Origin of the sequence: Salegentibacter salarius (assembly GCF_900168265.1) — a bacterium.
Lineage (GTDB): Bacteria > Bacteroidota > Bacteroidia > Flavobacteriales > Flavobacteriaceae > Salegentibacter > Salegentibacter salarius.
The window spans coordinates 58,751-76,803 of record NZ_FVZF01000006.1; the positions used below are offsets into that span (position 1 = coordinate 58,751).

Consider the following 18,053-nt stretch of genomic DNA (forward strand, 5'->3'; position numbering starts at 1 on the left):
CTATGAATAAAAAAATACTCTTTCTCACAGGGACTCGTGCTGATTTTGGAAAAATTAAAAGTCTGATTCAAAGTCTTGAACAGCATTCTAATTTTGAAGTTTTTGTATTCGTTACCGGAATGCATCTGCAATGGGAATATGGCTACACCTTACTGGAAATAGAACGTTGTAATTTTTCTAATGTGCATACTTTCGGGAATCATACCCACGAAACCACGATGGATCTTACTCTGGCTAAAACTATAGAAGGTTTATCTGAATATATAAAAAAAGTAAATCCAGATCTTATTGTGGTACACGGCGATAGGGTTGAAACCCTGGCCGGTGCCATTGTGGGTTCACTAAACAATATCCTGGTAGCGCATATAGAAGGAGGGGAAATCTCAGGGACGGTAGATGAATTGATTAGGCATAGTGTTAGCAAACTAAGTCATATCCATTTTGTGTCTAATATTGAAGCAGCTAGAAGACTGGAACAAATGGGGGAAATTGATAAATCGATCTTTGTGATTGGTTCACCTGATATAGATTTAATGTTTTCAAAAGATCTTCCCGTTTTATCCGAGGTAAAAGAATATTATGAAATACCTTTTGAGGAGTTCGCGGTGGCTATGTTTCATCCGGTTACTACCGAGGCTGAAGATATGAAAGAATATGCCCAAAATTTTGTGCAGGCTTTACTTAAGGATGATCACAATTACGTGGTAATCTATCCAAATAATGACTGGGGCAGTTCTTTTATTCTTAAAGAATATATGAAATTGAAGGGAAATAAACGCTTCAGGGTAATCCCGTCCTTGCGGTTTGAATATTTTTTGAGCCTATTGAAAGAAGCGCAATTTATTATAGGTAATAGTAGCGCGGGGATTAGAGAAGCTCCTTATTACAATAAAGCAATTATAAATATAGGAACACGTCAGCAAAATAGAGCACGGGAATCACATATAGTAAATGTGGGATATGATGAAAATAGTATTTTAGAATCCTTAAAAAATATTCAGAAGAATAAGTTAAAAGCGGAACCTTCCAAATTCGGTGATGGGAATAGCACTGAATTATTTTTAAGTTGCCTTGAGAAGCCTGATATTTGGATGTTGAATCAGCAAAAACAATTTAAAGACCTGCCTTGAAACAAAATAATAAGACATTAGGATTGGTGATTACCGATGGAGTAGGTTTTCGTAATTTTATATTGAGTGGTTTTCTAAAGGAAGTACAAAAAGAATTTACTCAAATAGTTATTTTTTCGGGTCTTCCAATTTCGGTTTATGAGAAATTTCAAACTCAAAATTGTATAATTAAAGAATTATATGATTTTATTGAACCGGGGCAAACCTGGTTTTTTCGAAAATTAAAAGAAAACGCACATTTACAGCTTAACAAGCCAGAAAATTTCGGGATTCAGGATAACTTAAAGACTACGTATTCAAATTCAAATAGTAGACGAGGCAAGGTAACCCGCGGAATTTTTAAGTGGGCGAAACATTTTAATTCTGAAAATTGGATAGGTTTATACAATAAACTTCAACAAAAAAGTTTTGCAAATCATTCTTCAACTAAAAATTATAGAAAACTTCTAAGTCAGTATAAACCTGGTCTTCTTTTTTTTACTCATCAAAGACCTCCTTATATCGCTCCACTTTTATACGCTGCGGAAAAAGAAAAAATTAAAACTTGTAGCTTTATTTTTAGTTGGGATAATCTTGCTTCTAAAGGAAGAATGGCGGGAAATTTTAACCATTATTTGGTATGGAGTGGGTTGATGAAAGATGAACTACTTCAGTTTTATGGTAGAATTTCAGATAAACAGGTTCAAGTGGTGGGAACTCCACAGTTTGAACCTTATGTGATGCCAGAGTACAGTAGTACTAAAAATGAATTCCATAATCGGTTTGACCTGGATTCTGAATTGAAGACTATTTGCTTTAGTTGTGGAGATGTCTCAACCAGTGCAAACGATCCGTTATATATTGAAACCATAGCCGAGGCTTTAATAAAAAATGAAATTGAGGGAAATCTTAATTTTCTTGTAAGAACCTCCCCGGCAGAGGAACCTGAAAGATTTACTTATTTACGGGAAAAATATCCTTTTATAAAGTGGAATTATCCCGCCTGGACCCAAAGCAGAAGTGATCATTCTGAAACCTGGTCGCAACGAATTCCCTCAACCAAAGATCTTAAAGACCTTAGGATGATTTTAGAATTTTCAGATCTCGGTATTAATATGTGTTCTACAATGAGCCTGGATTTTATGGTTTTCGATAAACCGGTAATAAATCCGGTTTTTGGTAATGAAAATAACGGACTTTATAACGATCAGCGCTTTTTAAAATATGCCCACTATAAAAAAGTGGTTGAAAGCGCTGCGGTTATAATAGCCAAAAATAAAAAGGAATTAATAGCAGGAATAAAAACATATTTAGAAAAACCAGGCTTGCATTCCCCGAAACGTAAATCTTTGTTGCGATTGCAAATAGGTAAACCTCTTAAGGGAACTAGTGCAGGGATTGCAGCTTCACTAAAACAACTTTCAAAAGCTTGAAAAGTTCAAAGCACATAGCGGTAATTTGCAACTATGAACTAAAACCAGAGAGGATAGGTGGAATGGACCGCTTCTTTATAGCCTACGACCAGGCTTGTAAAGAAAAAGGTTATGAAGTAGATTGGTTTTTTAGTAACAGCGAGGTTCATTCTTTTTATAAAAATTTAAAGGTTTTTGTTTCTGAAGGAATTGCCGCAGAAAAGCAATTTCTTGAATATTCAAAGGATTTAATGCGGTATGATATTGTAATTACTCATTTCGTTGCTTTATGTACACCATTTTTTCAGAAGTTAAAAAATGAACGGGAAGCTTATATAATTGCGGTAGATCATAATCCAAGACCGCTTAACGGACTTCCAATTAAAAAGAAATTGAGAAATAAGATAAAGGGAGTTTTATACTCTAAGTATATTGATTGTTTCGTAGGAGTATCGAAATATACGGTTAGTTGTATTTTAGAAGATTACGGCAGCCATTTAAGAAGGAAGACGCTACTTGTTTATAACGGAATAAAAACTTCTTTATATGAAGAAAGAAAATCCGAAAATTTTGGAAAGATGATCGTGGCTTCTCATTTGAGAGAATCAAAAGGGATCCAGGATCTCATTGAGGCTGTGAATTTGTTGCCCGAAGAAAATAAAGTCTACCTTAAGATAGATATATACGGAGAAGGCCCAATGCAAATGGAGTTAGAACGCAAAGTAGAGTTATATGACCTGGAAAATCAAATCACTTTTAAAGGAAGTTCTTCTGAATTGCCTAATCTGTTGCAAGAATATTCCTTTTTATTACAACCTACTTATATGGAATGCTTTAGTCTATCTATTTTAGAAAGTCTTGCCGCAAATGTCCCGGTAATTACTACTCCGGTTGGCGGAAATCCAGAGATCATCAAAGAAGGAGAAAATGGATTTATTTTTAAAGCTGGCCATATACAAACCTTATCTTCTATTATAGACAAGGTTTTACAGAAGCAATATAAAATTGATAAGAAAGTAAACCTGTTAATTAAAGAACAATTTTCACTGGAAAGAATGGTAGAAGAACATATAAAATTGTTGCCATGCACATAGGATTTCTTACCCCTGAATATCCACACCCTAAATCTACATCATCGGGCGGACTCGGCACAAGTATTAAAAACCTGGCATCTTCTCTTGTGGCAGAAAATATAAAAGTAAGTGTATTCGTCTATGGGCAAAAAACATCACTCAGGTTTAAAGAGAACAATATTGATTTCCATTTTATTGAACAGATAAAATATAAGTTTTTTGGATGGTATCTTTATAGGAAATATTTACAGGCCTATCTAAATAGTGCGATAACTAAAAATAAAATTGATCTTATAGAAGCGCCAGACTGGACAGGGATTACTGCTTTTATGAAGTTTCAATGTCCCTTGATTATTCGAATGAATGGATCTGATGCTTATTTCTGTGCTTTGGAAAGTAGGAAACAGAAATTTAAAAATCGCTTTTTTGAAAATTCAGCATTAAGATCGGCAGATGTTCTTGTTTCGGTAAGTCGTTTCACTGCAGAGAAAACCAGGGAAATATTTAAGTTAAAAGAGGATATAGAAGTTATTCCAAATAGTATTGAGGCAAATAAGTTCTCAGGAGCTGAAGAAGTAGCGGTTAAAAACAGGGTTTTGTATTTTGGGACCCTTATAAGGAAAAAGGGGGTGCTGGAACTTACCGAAATTTTTAATGAAGTAATTTATGGAAATTCGGAAGCAGAATTATTTCTTATTGGTAAAGATGTGGTAGATATTTTTGAAGACAAATCTACCCTGGAATTGTTTCAAGAAAGATTAAGTGTTCAAGCTGCAAACCAGGTTAAATATTTTCCCGAAGTAAGTTATTCAGAGATAAAAGAACATATTTCCCGAGCAGCTGTAATCGTTCTGCCCAGTTTTGCAGAGGCTTTACCAATGACCTGGCTGGAAGCCATGGCAATGGAAAAGCCACTGGTTACCTCAAACATTGGTTGGGCAAAAGAAGTAATGCTTAACGGGGTAACTGGATTTACTGAAAATCCCAAAGATCATAAAGCTTATGCCGAAAAAATCCTTTACTTGTTAGATAATCCTTGTGAGGCGGCTGAAATGGGTAAGGCAGCTAGAGATAGAGTGAAAAAGAAATTTTCTACTGAGGTAGTGGTGGATCAGAATATTAAGTTCTATAATTCTGTATTAAAACCGGATTCGAATTGATTATTATTTCTCATATAAACGCAAAAAAGCAAGTGCAGGTTATTAGGAATGATAACCCACAGACCGGATTTTCTGAATCACTGGTAAAAGCATTTTGGGAGGTATGCGAAAAATATCCAAAAGATCTAATTTTATGGCAGGAAGAAGGTATAGAGATCAATACCGAATCTATTGATGAGGTATTTCAACACTCATTAGTTATGGCCTCCTATCCGGTTAAGGAATACTTTATTCCTGATACTATTGGTTATGTAGATCAGCTTCCTTTTGTTAATCCCAGTAAAAACGTGAAATATCCTACCTGGAGGATGAGTGTGGCTATTGGAGGTGTTTATGGGGAAACTGCTCTAAGATTAAAATCTCCTTTGAAAGAGATAAGTGATTTTGGTGTTTTAATTAATAGTATCGCCAAGATAGGGCAGCAAAACACCCTATTTTGCTATAGCCATCCGGCTTTGTTGAAAAAAAGCAACAGGAAATTGAGTTTGGTTAAAACAGAGACAAAAGATCTCTTTTCTTTTGTTGCTCAACATTACAAAAAAGTAAGATTACTTATATTATTATTTTGCTTTATTCGATATGAAAAAAAATTCCCGATTTGGTCTTTTCTTACCAGTCTATTTAAAAAATCCTTTTTTCAGTTTCAAGTTGAGTTTCCTGAATTAGAGAAAAAGGCGGAGTGGATCATTAATGAAAGCATTGACGTTATTATCCCAACCTTAGGCAGGCCAAAATATTTAAAGAATGTTTTAATAGATTTGAAAAATCAAAAATTACTACCTACCAGGGTCATAATTGTGGAGCAAAATCCTGAGGTGAACTCGGAGTCAGAATTAGACTATTTAAAATCTGAAACCTGGCCTTTTGAGATTGTTCACCATTTCACCCATCAGTTGGGGGCATGTAATGCCAGAAATATTGCGCTGGATCAAGTAAAATCTAATTGGGTATTTTTTGCCGATGATGATATAAGATTTCAGCCAGACTTATTGCAAAATGTAGTAAAAGAGGCATCCCACTATCAAATTCAGGCCATTAACTTAAATTGTAAACAACCGGACGAAGAAACCGTTTTTGAGAAAATAAAACAATGGGGCAGCTTTGGGGCGGGAACTAGTATAGTAAAAAGTTTTTACGCCCGACAATGCCGGTTCTCTGAGGTATTTGAATTTGGTTTTGGTGAAGATGCTGATTTTGGAATGCAATTACGTAATAAGGGTTGTGACATTATTTATCATCCACAAATTCAGACTTTACATTTAAAGGCGCCTAGCGGAGGTTTCAGAAAAAAACTTAATTTGCCCTGGGAAAATAGTGAATTATTACCTAAGCCTTCTCCAACTTTAATGGCTTATGCTATAAAATATTATACTCGGAAACAGTTAAAAGGTTATCAGCTTTCCTTATATCTGAAATTTTACTCTCGGCAGAAAGAAAAGAATCCGGTTAAATATATTAAAATAGTGCAAAAAAGATGGAGGTTAAGTGAGGATTGGGCGGTCAAGATATTAAATCAGCATTCTAAAAACCCTATAGTGAAGTCTTAAAAGTATCAGTAACAGATTTTATATATTTGCTTAGGCTTCATTTTTGTTAGTCTTAAAATTTCTGAATGAAATTCACCTTAATCGTTTGCACCTACCAGAGGCCGGGGCCTTTGTTAACATTACTTAAATCAGTATCCAAACAAACACTTTTTCCGAATCAAATTCTTATTATAGATGGTTCTAAGAATGATGAGACGCAAAAGGAACTTCAAGGATATTCTATTAAAAACCTGGAATACTTCAAGGTGGAAGAAGATAATCGGGGACTCACAAAGCAGCGAAATTTCGGTATAGAAAGAGTAGTCACTTCTTCGGAAATTGTTTGTTTTCTGGATGATGATATTGTGATTACTCCAACATATTTCCAAAATCTTTTAGATACTTACCGAAAATTTCCTGATGCCCTTGGGGTTGGGGGATATATTAAAAATGAAGTAGAATGGATAAAAGATAAGGAGGTTATAAAATTTAATGAATTTGAATATGACGGATTTACAAGAAAATTGGGAAGCAGGCACCTGCTTAGAAAGAAGCTAGGCTTACAGCCAGATGTTCCACCGGGATATATGCCCAAATTTTCTAATGGCTATGCCATTGGATTTCTACCACCTACCGGGAAAAGCTATAAAGTAGAAAGTTTTATGGGTGGTGTTGCTTCCTACCGAAAAGATCTTTTTAATAAAATTAAATTTTCATCTTACTTTGAAGGCTATGGCCTTTATGAAGATATGGATTTTTGCCTGAGAGCTTCAAAATTAGGTCAGCTATACGTTAATACTGCAGCACAACTTTATCATCATCACAATGAATCTGGTCGTCCCAATCAGTTTAAATACGGCAAAATGGTAATAAGGAATGGTTGGTATGTATGGCGGGTAAAATATCCTTCACCGGGTTTAAAGTCGAAGATAAAATGGCACGCTACAGCTTTTTTATTAACTTTAGTTCGATTCAGTAATGTACTGACCACTTCACAAATACTGACCACTTCACAAAGAAAAAAGGCTTTTACAGAGAGTCTCGGGCGAGTAGCAGGATGGTGGAGTTTGCTCTGGAATAAACCGAAAAGTGATAAATGAGAAAATCTATAATTAAGTTTGCAGTTATCGCATTTTGTTGTGGATTGATCGTTCTCATGATCTTTAATTATAGATATCCATTTATAACTCCGGCCGTAGGAAATTGGTCAGTTGGTTATATGCAAACCCCAAAGCTGTTTCCCGCACCAAAATTGGACGAAAATAACATTTTTAGTTACAAAGAAATCGATGCTTTAATACCTGAAGATATTGATTATATAGCTGATCCTTTTTTTATTCAGGATAGTTCAAAATTTTATCTGTTTACCGAGTTAAAGGGAAGAGGGAATGCCAATATTGCTTTGTTCTCCTCAAAGGATGGAAATAATTATCAATACCGGGGAATAGTTCTGGATGAAGATTTTCATCTTTCTTATCCGCAAGTCTTTAAATATAAGCATGAATATTATATGCTTCCGGAAGCAAAAGGCTCCGGTAATGTTTTATTATATAAAGCTAAAAGATTTCCTATGGAATGGGAAATTTCAGATACATTGCTTAAAGATACTTCCATAAAAGATCCTTCAATTTTATTGAGTGATGAGCTAAATCTCATTGTTGGAGTAAACGATAATCTCGAACAACTTTTCTTCACCGCTGATTCTTTAGATGGAAAATGGAGAGAACATCCGAATTACAAATCAAGATGGGGTAATGAGAGTAGACCCGGAGGTCGATTTTTTAAAGTAGATGAAGAATGGTATTTGCCGGTTCAAAACAGAACGCTGGGATATGGGACCGGTATTTCAATACATAAACTGAAGAACAATTCTGGACAATTAGAGTTAACTTTAGCCCATAAAATGTATCTGGGTCCACAACCAGAAATTCTCTGGTTTAATCGGGGGATGCATCACCTGGATGTGCAGTCAAACGAAAAGGGATATTATATGGTATACGACGGGGATAGAAATACAGATGGAGAAAAGGCTTTTCAATATAAAAGAACTTTAAAATTTAATTTTATAGATCTTTATAATCTTTTTCAATAAATGCGTTTCGCTGTAATTACATATATTCCTCATTCAATACAAAAGAATAGATACTACAGCTATACACCATATATTAGAGAGATGAATATATGGTTTCAGCAGGTAAATGAGGTTTTGATACTTGCGCCTGCAAATATTACAAAACCAGTGAATAATGAAGAAGCCTACAATATTAATAGCATTTATTTTTTTAAGGTTTCAGCTATAAGTTTTACAGGAATTGGAAAGGTTCTTACTTCATTAATAAAGTTGCCTTATATTTTTTTTTCTGTATTTAAAGTAATGCAGAAAGCAGATCATATTCATTTGCGCTGTCCCGGCAATATTAGTCTAATAGGATGTCTTCTTCAGGTCTTTTTTCCGAAGAAACCCAAGTCCGTAAAATATGCAGGAAACTGGGATCCCAAAGCAAAACAGCCATGGGCTTACAGGCTTCAAAAGTGGATTTTAAGTAACAGGTTGTTGAGCAGGAACATTAAAGTCCTGGTTTATGGGAATTGGCCGAATCAGTCAGATAATATAGTCCCATTTTTTACCGCGAGTTTTTCGGAAAAGGAAAGAGAATCTCTTGTTAAAAATTTTAAAAAGCCCTATAAATTCATCTTCACGGGTAACCTGGTAAAAGGTAAGGGGATTTTTGAGGCTATAGACCTTATTGAAAGCCTTAAAAATAAGGGAGTTATTTCAGAACTTGATATCTATGGTGACGGAGTACTGGAAGATTCTTTAAGATCGTATATTCAAAAGAAAGAACTCCAAAGTTTCGTAAAACTAAAAGGCCGTAAAAGTCTGGAAGAATTGAAGCAGGCTTATAAAAAAGCACATTTTGTTGTTTTACTCTCAAATAGCGAGGGCTGGCCTAAAGCCCTGGCGGAAGGGATGTGGTATGGTTGTATTCCGGTTGCGACTGCGGTAAGTTGTGTGCCGTGGATGCTTGGAGAAGGGAGTCGTGGAGTATTAATTCCGGATTTAGAAAAAAGAGAAGAGAAAAAAGAGAAGAGAGGTGTTTTGCTGAATGATGCATTTAAGAAAAACCCTCAGTTCGAGTGGAGTCGGGATGTATCGAGAACAGGTTTTTCTGAAGAAGCCATGAAGACAATAATCAATTTTTTAAAAAATCCCGAAAAATTAAATGAAATGTCTATTGCCGCCCAGGAATGGAGTCAGTACTATACTTTAGAAAAATTTGAAAAGGCAATTCAGGAAATTTTAGGAAAGCACAACCAACAACCATCAATCCACAACCGAGAACCAAGAACCGAGAACTCACAACCAACAACCAACAACCGGCAACCCACAAACGATAACTCCAAACAACAAACACTAAACAAACCGAGAACCGAGAACCCACAACTGATAACTGACAACCCACAACCCACAACGGATAACATTCATCTACAAATCCCAAACCGGGAACCATTAAGAGTACTGCAATTAATAGATAGCTTACGCCCCGGTGGTGCAGAACGAATGGCAGTAAATACTGCAAATTCATTAGAGTCATTCGTGAATGGATCGTTCTTATGTTGTACACGGCAGGAAGGTTTATTAAAAGAAGAATTAAAATCTGAAGTGGGGTATCTGTTTTTGAATAAAAAATCCAGTCTCGATCCAAAAGCGATTCTAAAATTCACAAAATATATTCGTGAGCATAAAATTGACACTATTCATGCTCATGGAACCTCCTGGTTTTTTGGAGTCTTGATAAAGTTATCGAGTAAAGTAAAACTCGTATGGCACGATCATTATGGCGAAAGTGAAAACCTGGAAGCTAGAAGTATAACTGTTCTTAAACCGCTTTCGAAGTATTTTGATGGAATTATATCTGTAAATAAAGTTCTAAAAAGATGGGCAAAAAAAACATTGAAGACTAAGTCAGTGATTCATTTAAATAATTTTATTGTTGAAAATGGAATAAAAAATCCATTTCCTAAATTAAAAGGAGAAATTGACAGTTTTAAGATTATTTGTGTTGGTAATATAAGACCACAAAAAGATCATCATAATCTTTTGAGAGCTTTCGAAATAGCTGCGTCTTCTAACCCGAGGATTAGTTTGCATTTAATAGGCGAAGACCCTGGCACTCCATACTCTAAAGCTGTGCTCGAACAAATTTCTTCATCGGTAGCGGCTGATAGAATCTTTTTCTATGGAATTCAAAAGAATATTTCTAAAATGCTGAAGCAGGCAAACCTGGGAATTTTATCTTCTCGTTCAGAAGGTATGCCTTTGGTATTATTGGAATATGGAATGGCCGCTCTGCCCGTTGTATGCACAAATGTGGGCCAGATTCCAGAAGTAGTTGGAAACGCCGGAATTTTGGTGGATAGGAACAATTCCGAAGAACTTAGCAAGGCAATTTTAAGTTTTGCCGAAAATAATGAACTTTGCTTCCTTAAAGGAGCAGAACTAAAAAATAGAATAAGTTCTCGATTTGGAGAAAATTCCTATAGATTAGATTTACTTAATTTCTACAAAAGAATTTAAGTTTATTCAAGCGAATCTTATTGAAACAAGTGAGTAAATAAACAGGTTCTAGAATATTAAAATTTATTCGATGATTTCATACTGAGATTATATATAAAAGGAAACCTATTAAAAAGCTAGAATACATAAACTATCTAAAACTACTATTGCTTCATCTTTTGATAGCAGTGGTCGTATATATGTATAGACCGGCGGGCCAGTTTTTATTATTCGGTACGTTAGGCTTTTGGATATTTTATGTCATTCTAAAAGAAAATAAAAATAATGAAGCCCTAATGGCTGCGGCCTATATTTCCGGAGCTGAGGTTTTTTATCGAATGACCGGTTCTATGGTTTTTTATGAAACCGGTAAATATTCCGTCATTTTGTTTCTTCTCATTGGAATGTTTTACAAAGGGACTTCTGTAAAAACAGTTTCGTATTGGTTTTATCTTCTTATTCTCTTTCCTGGTGTGGTTGTCGCTTCGTTTACATTAGATTATGATGTGGTTTTTAGAAAAGCTGTAGCTTTTAATCTTAGCGGCCCGGTGACTTTAGGAGTATCAGCATTATACTGCTATTATAAAAAGATAACTAAAACACAGTTTAACTATGTTTTGTTAATGCTCTTACTTCCGCTAATAGCAAATATGATCTATTTGTTTTTATATACGCCCAGTATCGGGGAAGCCTTAATGAGTGGAACAAACTCTAATTATGCGACTTCGGGTGGCTATGGGCCTAATCAAATTTCTACGGTGATGGGAATGGGAGCAATAATCCTATTCACCAGATTTTTTCTGATAAAGAATAAAACTATCAACTTTATAGATATTGGATTATTGGCGTTAATGAGTTATCGTGCAATTATTACTTTCTCCAGGGGAGGAGTCTTAACTGCCGTTATTTGTATTTTAGCTTTTATTGCCGTCTATTTTTATAAACAGGATAGTAAAGAGCAGAGTAAGATTGTTTTTAAAATGGGGCTGTTTGGGGTTATAGGCATTATTATATGGATGTTTACAGCCATTAAAACTGAAGGTCTTATTGTTAATAGATATACCAATAGAGACGCAGCTGGAAGACTTGAAGATGATATCACCACAGGAAGAGCAGAACTTATTATTACCGAGCTACAGGGGTTTTATTATAATCCCGTAATTGGTATCGGCGTTGGAAAAGGGAAAGGAATGCGCAGCGAAATGACCGGAACTGCTACTGCTTCCCATAATGAAGTTAGCAGATTATTATCAGAACATGGACTTTTGGGGCTGGTTGCTATTCTAATTCTTATCTTAGTTCCTATAATTTTCTGGACAAAGTTTAAGAACAATTATTATTTTTTGGCGTTCTTAGCATTTTGGTTTTTGACCATTAATCATTCGGCGATGCGAATTGCCTTACCGGGTTTCGTTTATGGATTGGCCTTATTATATATAGTAGATGACAAAAAGCATCCTGTACATAGGAAACGACTTACAGATTAACAGCTTTACGGCAACCTATATATCTTTTTTTAGCAAAATGTTGCGGAAAGAAGGTTATAAGGTGAAAACAGCTTCTACCCGAAGCAACAAAGGCCTGCGTTTAATCGAAATGCTTGGACTCATTGTTCGCTATCATAAAACTACCGATGTTGTGCTGATCGATACTTATGGGGCTATGAACTTTTACTACGCCTATCTGGTGGCTAAAACCTGCCAGGCTTACAATTTAGAATATATACCAATTCTACACGGTGGAAACCTTCCAGAACGCTTACACGCTTCCAAAAAATATAGTAAGAGTCTCTTTGGAAAAGCGAAAATCAATATAGCGCCTTCTAAATTTTTATACGATATTTTTAAAGCTGAAGGTTTTAATAATACCAGGATTATTCCCAATGCGATTCAAATGGAGAATTATCCGTTTAAAAAGCGAGAAAATTTTGCTCCTAAATTATTATGGGTAAGACGATTTCAAAAACGATACAATCCGGTGATGGCTCTAGAGGTTTTATTGTTGCTGAAAAAAGATTATCCCAATGCTGAATTATGTATGGTTGGGCCCGATAAAGACGGGACTATGAGAACCTGTAAAAAATTCGCGGCCAAACACCAACTCAACCTGAAATTCACCGGGAAGTTGAAGAAAAAAGACTGGGCTAAACTTTCTAAAAACTACGATTTCTTTATCAATACTACTAATATAGATAATACACCCATTAGCGTTATTGAGGCAATGAGCCTTGGATTAGCGGTAGTTTCTACCAATGTAGGTGGGATGCCAATGCTTATTGAAAATAATACAGATGGAGTGTTGGTACCGGTTAATAATGCTAAAGCTATGGCTTCAGAAATTGACAAACTGATTAAGAAGCCTGAAGAAGCACAATTAATTACTAAAAATGCCCGCCAAAAAGTGGAAGCTTTTGCCTGGGAAAAAGTAAAAGCCGATTGGAATGGGGTTTTAAACTCATGAAAAATCTGCTTTATATCGGCAATGAACTGGAGCCTCGAGGTGGTGCTCCCACATCCATAGATCGATTAACTCCATTATTAAAGAAAGAAGGTTTCGAGGTAAAAACTTCATCTGCGAAAGAAAATCAGTTGCTGAGGTTATCTGAGATGATGACTTCTATAATTAGAAATAAATCCTGGGCAGATGTTGTGCTTATAGATACCTATAGCACCCGAAATTTCTGGTATGCTGTACTTACGGCAGAACTTTGCAGTAAGTTAGAGCTGGATTATATTCTTCTGCTTCACGGAGGAGATCTCCCTGGGCGATTAAAAAGTAATCCCAAATTATCAGCTTCTTTATTTAAAAAAGCAAAACTGAATATAGCGCCTTCGCGTTATCTTTTTAAAGTATTTCAGCAAGCAGGATTTGTGAATATTATCTATATACCGAATTCCATCTTTCTCAAAGATTATTCATTTAAGATCAGAAAAGTTATAAAACCTAAATTATTTTGGGTACGTGCCTTTGCTGAAATTTATAATCCTATGTTGGCGATTAAGGTCCTGGAAGAATTATTAAAAGAATATCCCGAAGCTGAACTTTGTATGGTGGGACCAGAAAAGGATGAATCTTATAAAGAATGTTTAAATTATGCTGAAAGTAATAAGTTGCCGGTAAAGTTTCCCGGAAAACTAGCTAAGCAGGAATGGACTGATCTTTCAAAAGAATATGATATTTTTCTAAATACTACTAATGTTGATAACACCCCGGTAAGTTTAATTGAAGCAATGGCTTTGGGCCTACCCATTATTTCTACAAATGTTGGTGGGATTCCTTATTTGCTTCAGGATCAGGGAACAGGTTTATTGGTTTCACCTAATGATAAAAAAGCAATGCTGGACGCTATTAAAAAGTTGCTTCAAAATACAGAACTCACGGAGAACTTAAGTCAAAATGCTCGTCACCAATCACAAAAATTTGATTGGGAAATAGTGAAAGAAGAGTGGAAAAAAGTTTTAAGATGAATATCGCGCTTTGTTGGAGCACTAGAATTTAGTGCTCCTCCTCTTTTTTTAAGGGGAGGTGGCTTTTGCGCGGAAGCGTAAAAGGCGGAGGGGTTCGTTGTTTCGGTAAAAGGTCTTGAAATATTGGTGTATTCGTGACCTGAGTTTTTTAAAATCTGCTTCTATTAAGTTATCTCGAACTTACTTTTGAGTTCTAATATTTAACAACTTAGATTCTGAAATAAATTCAGAATGACGAATGCATTATCTTTTTCAGGGTCATCTCTAAAAGCTACTCCTCTTTTTTAGTCCCGCCTTTTGTTTCTTAAACCTTGTTTCATTTTCCAATATTAAAAGTTGCAGAAATCAAAAAAATTCTATCTTTATCCCGTAAGCAGGTAATTCATGTCTCAACGACCCCTTGTACATTTTGAAATCTCTGAGCGCAAGGTTTTACTGCGTTTATTAGACTCTCTGTGTATTCTAACCAGCCTTAGCCTCATAGGAATTATCTTTGAATTCGATTACTTTCAGGTTGATTCTCAAAACTGGTATTGGACGCTGGTTTTACTCCTTTATTTTAATCTTTTTGCAAGTATTTTTGAACTTTACGATCTGCAAAAAGCTTCAAAATTTGATAGTGTATTACAAAATTCCATATTGAGTGCGGGAGCGACTGTGCTATTCTATATGCTTACTCCTCTTTTAACGCCTAGCCTTCCTGAAAATAGGCTGCAAATTCTCTTTTTTTTTCTGGCTATTTTAATTCCTCTGCTGTTATGGCGCTTTATCTACATCACTTTAATTTCTTCTCCACGATTTTATAAACGTGTGCTGGTAGTGGGGAATTCTTTTGATATTAATCTTATAAGCTCCGATCTTCAAAAATCAGATCCCAATTATGTGGTTGTCGGTTATATTAAGACGGAAGACCGAATACAGTCAGAAATCGATGAAGATAAATTAATAAGATTTGAGATCAAAGATATCAGAGAAGCCATAAAAGAGCATCATATCAACGAAATTGTGGTAGCCAGCGGATATAAAAAGGGTTTAATGTTGTCTTTGTACAATCAACTGAGTTATTTGCTGAAAGCAGGCTTTCCTATTAAAGATTATACACAGGTTTATGAGGAAGTAACGCAAAGAATTCCGGTTCAGCACGTTGATAAAGATTTCTATAGATATTTTCCTTTTAGCCGAAGTAATCAGAATAAATTCTACCAGGTTTTCTTTAGAATATTTGATGTTATTATCGCTTTGGTGGGATTGGCGTTTTTTATTTTAATACTTCCCATATTATTATTGGCAAACTTGTTAGGTAACCGTGGTTCGCTTTTTTATCGGCAGGAAAGAATTGGTAAATATGGTGAGGTTTTCAGGATTTTGAAATTGAGAACAATGGTAAAAGATGCCGAGTTAAACGGACCGCAATATGCTGAAAAGAATGATTTACGAACTACTCGTTTCGGGAAGTTCCTAAGAAGATCCAGGATTGATGAAATTCCGCAGTTTTATAATGTTTTAAAAGGGGAGATGAGTTTGATAGGACCAAGACCTGAAAGACCTGTTTTTGTCGAGGAATTGTCTCAAGCGATTCCTTTTTATGAAACCCGACACGTCATAAAACCCGGGCTAACAGGTTGGGCGCAGGTAAAAGCCGATTATGGAAATGGCCAGGCCGATAGTCTTGTAAAACTGCAATACGATCTTTATTACATAAAACACCGGGGCATTTTTTTAGATCTCAATATTATACTCAAAACCCTAAGTACCATAATTTTCTTCCGTGGACAGTGATCTTAAAGTTAATGTACTGCAGTTTTTTTAAGGCCTATCGAAAATTTATCGTCAAATTTGAAATGAGAAACCGTGAAATTTTAGGCTGTTTGAGTCCGATGACAATCGGGCGAGTTACTAAAATTTAGGTTCCGAATGATAAATTTAGATTAAGTTTCGTAAGCCTAGACTTTTTTGTTTCTTTTTTGGGCAATGCAAAAAAGAAAAAGGTTTAATAGAATTAGATTTTACTTATCTCTGATGGGCTAAGCGTGAAGAATGTCTGTATTTTTCTTTTATGTAAATTATAAAAGTTTAGAAGTTACGAAGGTCTTGAGCGTTTATATTTTACCACTGCAAATAAGAAAATAAATAAAGCCAGGAACTGCGCGACTCTCGCTAAATAATCTCCGTGCTTTACATAAAAAGTTTTCTCTGAATTCAGGTGAATATCAGACTTTATGCTTCCCTGTTTTTCATAGCCTAAACTTTTAGTTACTTCACCTTTTTGATTGATAAATGCTGAAATTCCTGTATTGGCGCTTCGCACTACGTCTCGTCTTGTTTCAATGGCACGTAGTTTGGCATAACTAAGGTGTTGTTGGTGGCCCTGAGTATTTCCCCACCAGGCATCGTTTGTAATTATGCTAAGAAAATCGGCGTCATTTTCTACATAGCCTGTTACATATTCTCCATAAACAGATTCGTAGCAAATAATTGGTCCTGTAAACGACTGGTTGTTTAGTGCAAAAGCTTCGCGGTCTTCCTGCGTGGTCTTCATGGCTACAGTTCCGCCAAGATCAATCATTACATCTCCCAAAACAGGTTTTAATATATCCTGGTATGGAAAGTTTTCCACGCCAACCACTAGTTTAGATTTGTGATATAACTGCGGAATATCTTCAGCATTCATTAAAAATGCCGAATTATAATCGTCGTACCAATCCATAGGGCCTATTTGATTGCTTTGCTCTCTAACTTTAGCCGGATCATTAAATCTTTCGTAAAATGAAATTCCGCTAAGGAAGTCGGCTTGCGGATATTTATTAATAAGTTGTCTTGAGAAGAATGCTGCTTCAGATTGTTCAAAATTCGATAATACCGTGCCGTCAGCAAAAACGGTTTCCGGAGCAACAATCAGTTGAGTGCTGTCACTAACTTTTTCTTCACTTAATTTCAGTAATAATTCTCCAATTCGGGTGTCAGTTGTATTGTATTTTTCGGTGTACGGATTGATATTGGGTTGTAGAATAACTACTTCCATCGTGTCTCCTTTTTCTTCCACCTGGCTCAATAAGAGATATGAAATCCCGATGGGAATTAAAACGAGTAAACTCAACTTAAAAATTCCGCGGTAAATTAAACTTTTGTCTCTAAACTCTTTATAAAGCAGTACGGCTTTAAAAACCGCGATATTCCCCAGCCACACCCAAAGTGTTCCGCCAAAGGTGCCGGTGTATTCATACCACTGTACCCAGTTTTGAAATTCAGAAAAAGCATTACCAAGATTTAGCCAGGGCCAGGAAAATTCCCAGGCGAGATGAAGTTTTTCAAAAACCATCCATATACTAATTAAAAAGGCTGAAGCTGCGCTAAATCCGGTTCGTTTTGCTACTATGTGGTATAGCATAAATACCAATGCCATAAGCAGGGAGTTTACCAAAATAGCAAAGGCACCACCAAAAGCTGTAGAGAAATAAATCCAGTAAGTTGTGATGAGGTTCCAAAGGAAGAAACTTAGGTATGCCAGTCCGAATACCTTCCATTTTATTGAATTTTTTTCAGAATTTCTAACTTTAAATTCTGCATATAATAACGGAACAAATGCAAAAAATAAAAGTAGGGGGAAACCATAAGTTGGCCAGGCTAATGCTAATAAAAGTCCGCTTGATATCGCGTAAATAAGATTTTTCATACAAGGAAATTCTGCTCAAAAATAGCAAACTATTATTTTTTATAGGTGTTTAGATAATTTCTTTGAAGTTAAAGC

13 protein-coding genes are annotated in these 18,053 nt (G+C 35.5%); 12 read left to right on the forward strand and 1 reads right to left on the reverse strand.

What is annotated here, in order from left to right; all coding sequences use genetic code 11:
• Positions 1–2: 2 nt before the first annotated feature.
• The 12 genes from neuC (at position 3) to B5440_RS05280 (ending at position 16,084) form a co-directional block, all read left to right on the forward strand.
• Complete coding sequence (gene neuC / locus B5440_RS05225; protein ID WP_070055060.1) at positions 3–1,130, forward strand: UDP-N-acetylglucosamine 2-epimerase; 1,128 nt, start codon at positions 3–5, stop codon at positions 1,128–1,130.
• Complete coding sequence (locus B5440_RS05230; RefSeq protein ID WP_070055059.1) at positions 1,127–2,542, forward strand: glycosyltransferase family protein; 1,416 nt, start codon at positions 1,127–1,129, stop codon at positions 2,540–2,542. The genes neuC and B5440_RS05230 overlap by 4 nt, the downstream gene beginning before the upstream one ends.
• Entirely contained in the window at positions 2,539–3,615 is a 1,077-nt protein-coding gene (locus B5440_RS05235) for a glycosyltransferase family 4 protein (protein ID WP_232756037.1), read from the forward strand. The genes B5440_RS05230 and B5440_RS05235 overlap by 4 nt, the downstream gene beginning before the upstream one ends.
• On the forward strand, positions 3,606–4,754 hold the full coding sequence (locus tag B5440_RS05240) for a glycosyltransferase family 4 protein (RefSeq protein ID WP_070055057.1): 1,149 nt from the start codon (positions 3,606–3,608) through the stop codon (positions 4,752–4,754). The genes B5440_RS05235 and B5440_RS05240 overlap by 10 nt, the downstream gene beginning before the upstream one ends.
• Positions 4,751–6,301, forward strand: a complete 1,551-nt coding sequence (locus B5440_RS05245) for a glycosyltransferase family 2 protein (protein ID WP_070055056.1) — start codon at positions 4,751–4,753, stop codon at positions 6,299–6,301. Before B5440_RS05240 ends, B5440_RS05245 begins: the two co-directional genes overlap by 4 nt.
• Before the next feature lie 65 nt (positions 6,302–6,366).
• Complete coding sequence (locus B5440_RS05250; protein ID WP_070055055.1) at positions 6,367–7,380, forward strand: glycosyltransferase family 2 protein; 1,014 nt, start codon at positions 6,367–6,369, stop codon at positions 7,378–7,380.
• Positions 7,377–8,372: a glucosamine inositolphosphorylceramide transferase family protein gene (locus B5440_RS05255; RefSeq protein ID WP_141728141.1), complete on the forward strand. Its 996-nt coding sequence runs from the start codon at positions 7,377–7,379 to the stop codon at positions 8,370–8,372. Before B5440_RS05250 ends, B5440_RS05255 begins: the two co-directional genes overlap by 4 nt.
• An 81-nt stretch (positions 8,373–8,453) precedes the next feature.
• Positions 8,454–10,859 (forward strand): glycosyltransferase family 4 protein, encoded by a 2,406-nt coding sequence (locus tag B5440_RS05260; protein ID WP_070055053.1) that lies wholly within the window; start codon positions 8,454–8,456, stop codon positions 10,857–10,859.
• Positions 10,860–11,134: 275 nt separating this feature from the next.
• On the forward strand, positions 11,135–12,325 hold the full coding sequence (locus B5440_RS05265) for an O-antigen ligase family protein (protein ID WP_232756036.1): 1,191 nt from the start codon (positions 11,135–11,137) through the stop codon (positions 12,323–12,325).
• Positions 12,326–12,362: 37 nt separating this feature from the next.
• Positions 12,363–13,298, forward strand: coding sequence for a glycosyltransferase family 4 protein (locus tag B5440_RS05270; protein WP_232756035.1), 936 nt, complete (start codon positions 12,363–12,365; stop codon positions 13,296–13,298).
• Entirely contained in the window at positions 13,295–14,305 is a 1,011-nt protein-coding gene (locus B5440_RS05275; RefSeq protein ID WP_070055050.1) for a glycosyltransferase family 4 protein, read from the forward strand. Before B5440_RS05270 ends, B5440_RS05275 begins: the two co-directional genes overlap by 4 nt.
• Before the next feature lie 384 nt (positions 14,306–14,689).
• Positions 14,690–16,084 carry an exopolysaccharide biosynthesis polyprenyl glycosylphosphotransferase gene (locus tag B5440_RS05280; protein WP_070055049.1) on the forward strand — a complete coding sequence of 465 codons (1,395 nt, stop codon included), beginning with the start codon at positions 14,690–14,692 and terminating at the stop codon, positions 16,082–16,084.
• Positions 16,085–16,385: 301 nt separating this feature from the next.
• On the opposite strand, the gene lnt is transcribed toward B5440_RS05280, so the two are convergent.
• Positions 16,386–17,978: an apolipoprotein N-acyltransferase gene (gene lnt / locus B5440_RS05285; RefSeq protein WP_070055048.1), complete on the reverse strand. Its 1,593-nt coding sequence runs from the start codon at positions 17,976–17,978 to the stop codon at positions 16,386–16,388.
• Positions 17,979–18,053 lie beyond the last annotated feature (75 nt).

Coding starts and splice junctions, on each gene's coding strand:
- lnt (WP_070055048.1), bottom strand. CDS start 17,978: ATGAAAAATCTTATTTACGCGATATCAAGCGGACTTTTATTAGCATTA.
- B5440_RS05240 (WP_070055057.1), top strand. CDS start 3,606: ATGCACATAGGATTTCTTACCCCTGAATATCCACACCCTAAATCTACA.
- B5440_RS05265 (WP_232756036.1), top strand. CDS start 11,135: ATGGCTGCGGCCTATATTTCCGGAGCTGAGGTTTTTTATCGAATGACC.
- B5440_RS05260 (WP_070055053.1), top strand. CDS start 8,454: ATGAATATATGGTTTCAGCAGGTAAATGAGGTTTTGATACTTGCGCCT.
- B5440_RS05250 (WP_070055055.1), top strand. CDS start 6,367: ATGAAATTCACCTTAATCGTTTGCACCTACCAGAGGCCGGGGCCTTTG.
- neuC (WP_070055060.1), top strand. CDS start 3: ATGAATAAAAAAATACTCTTTCTCACAGGGACTCGTGCTGATTTTGGA.
- B5440_RS05270 (WP_232756035.1), top strand. CDS start 12,363: ATGTTGCGGAAAGAAGGTTATAAGGTGAAAACAGCTTCTACCCGAAGC.
- B5440_RS05255 (WP_141728141.1), top strand. CDS start 7,377: ATGAGAAAATCTATAATTAAGTTTGCAGTTATCGCATTTTGTTGTGGA.
- B5440_RS05275 (WP_070055050.1), top strand. CDS start 13,295: ATGAAAAATCTGCTTTATATCGGCAATGAACTGGAGCCTCGAGGTGGT.
- B5440_RS05280 (WP_070055049.1), top strand. CDS start 14,690: ATGTCTCAACGACCCCTTGTACATTTTGAAATCTCTGAGCGCAAGGTT.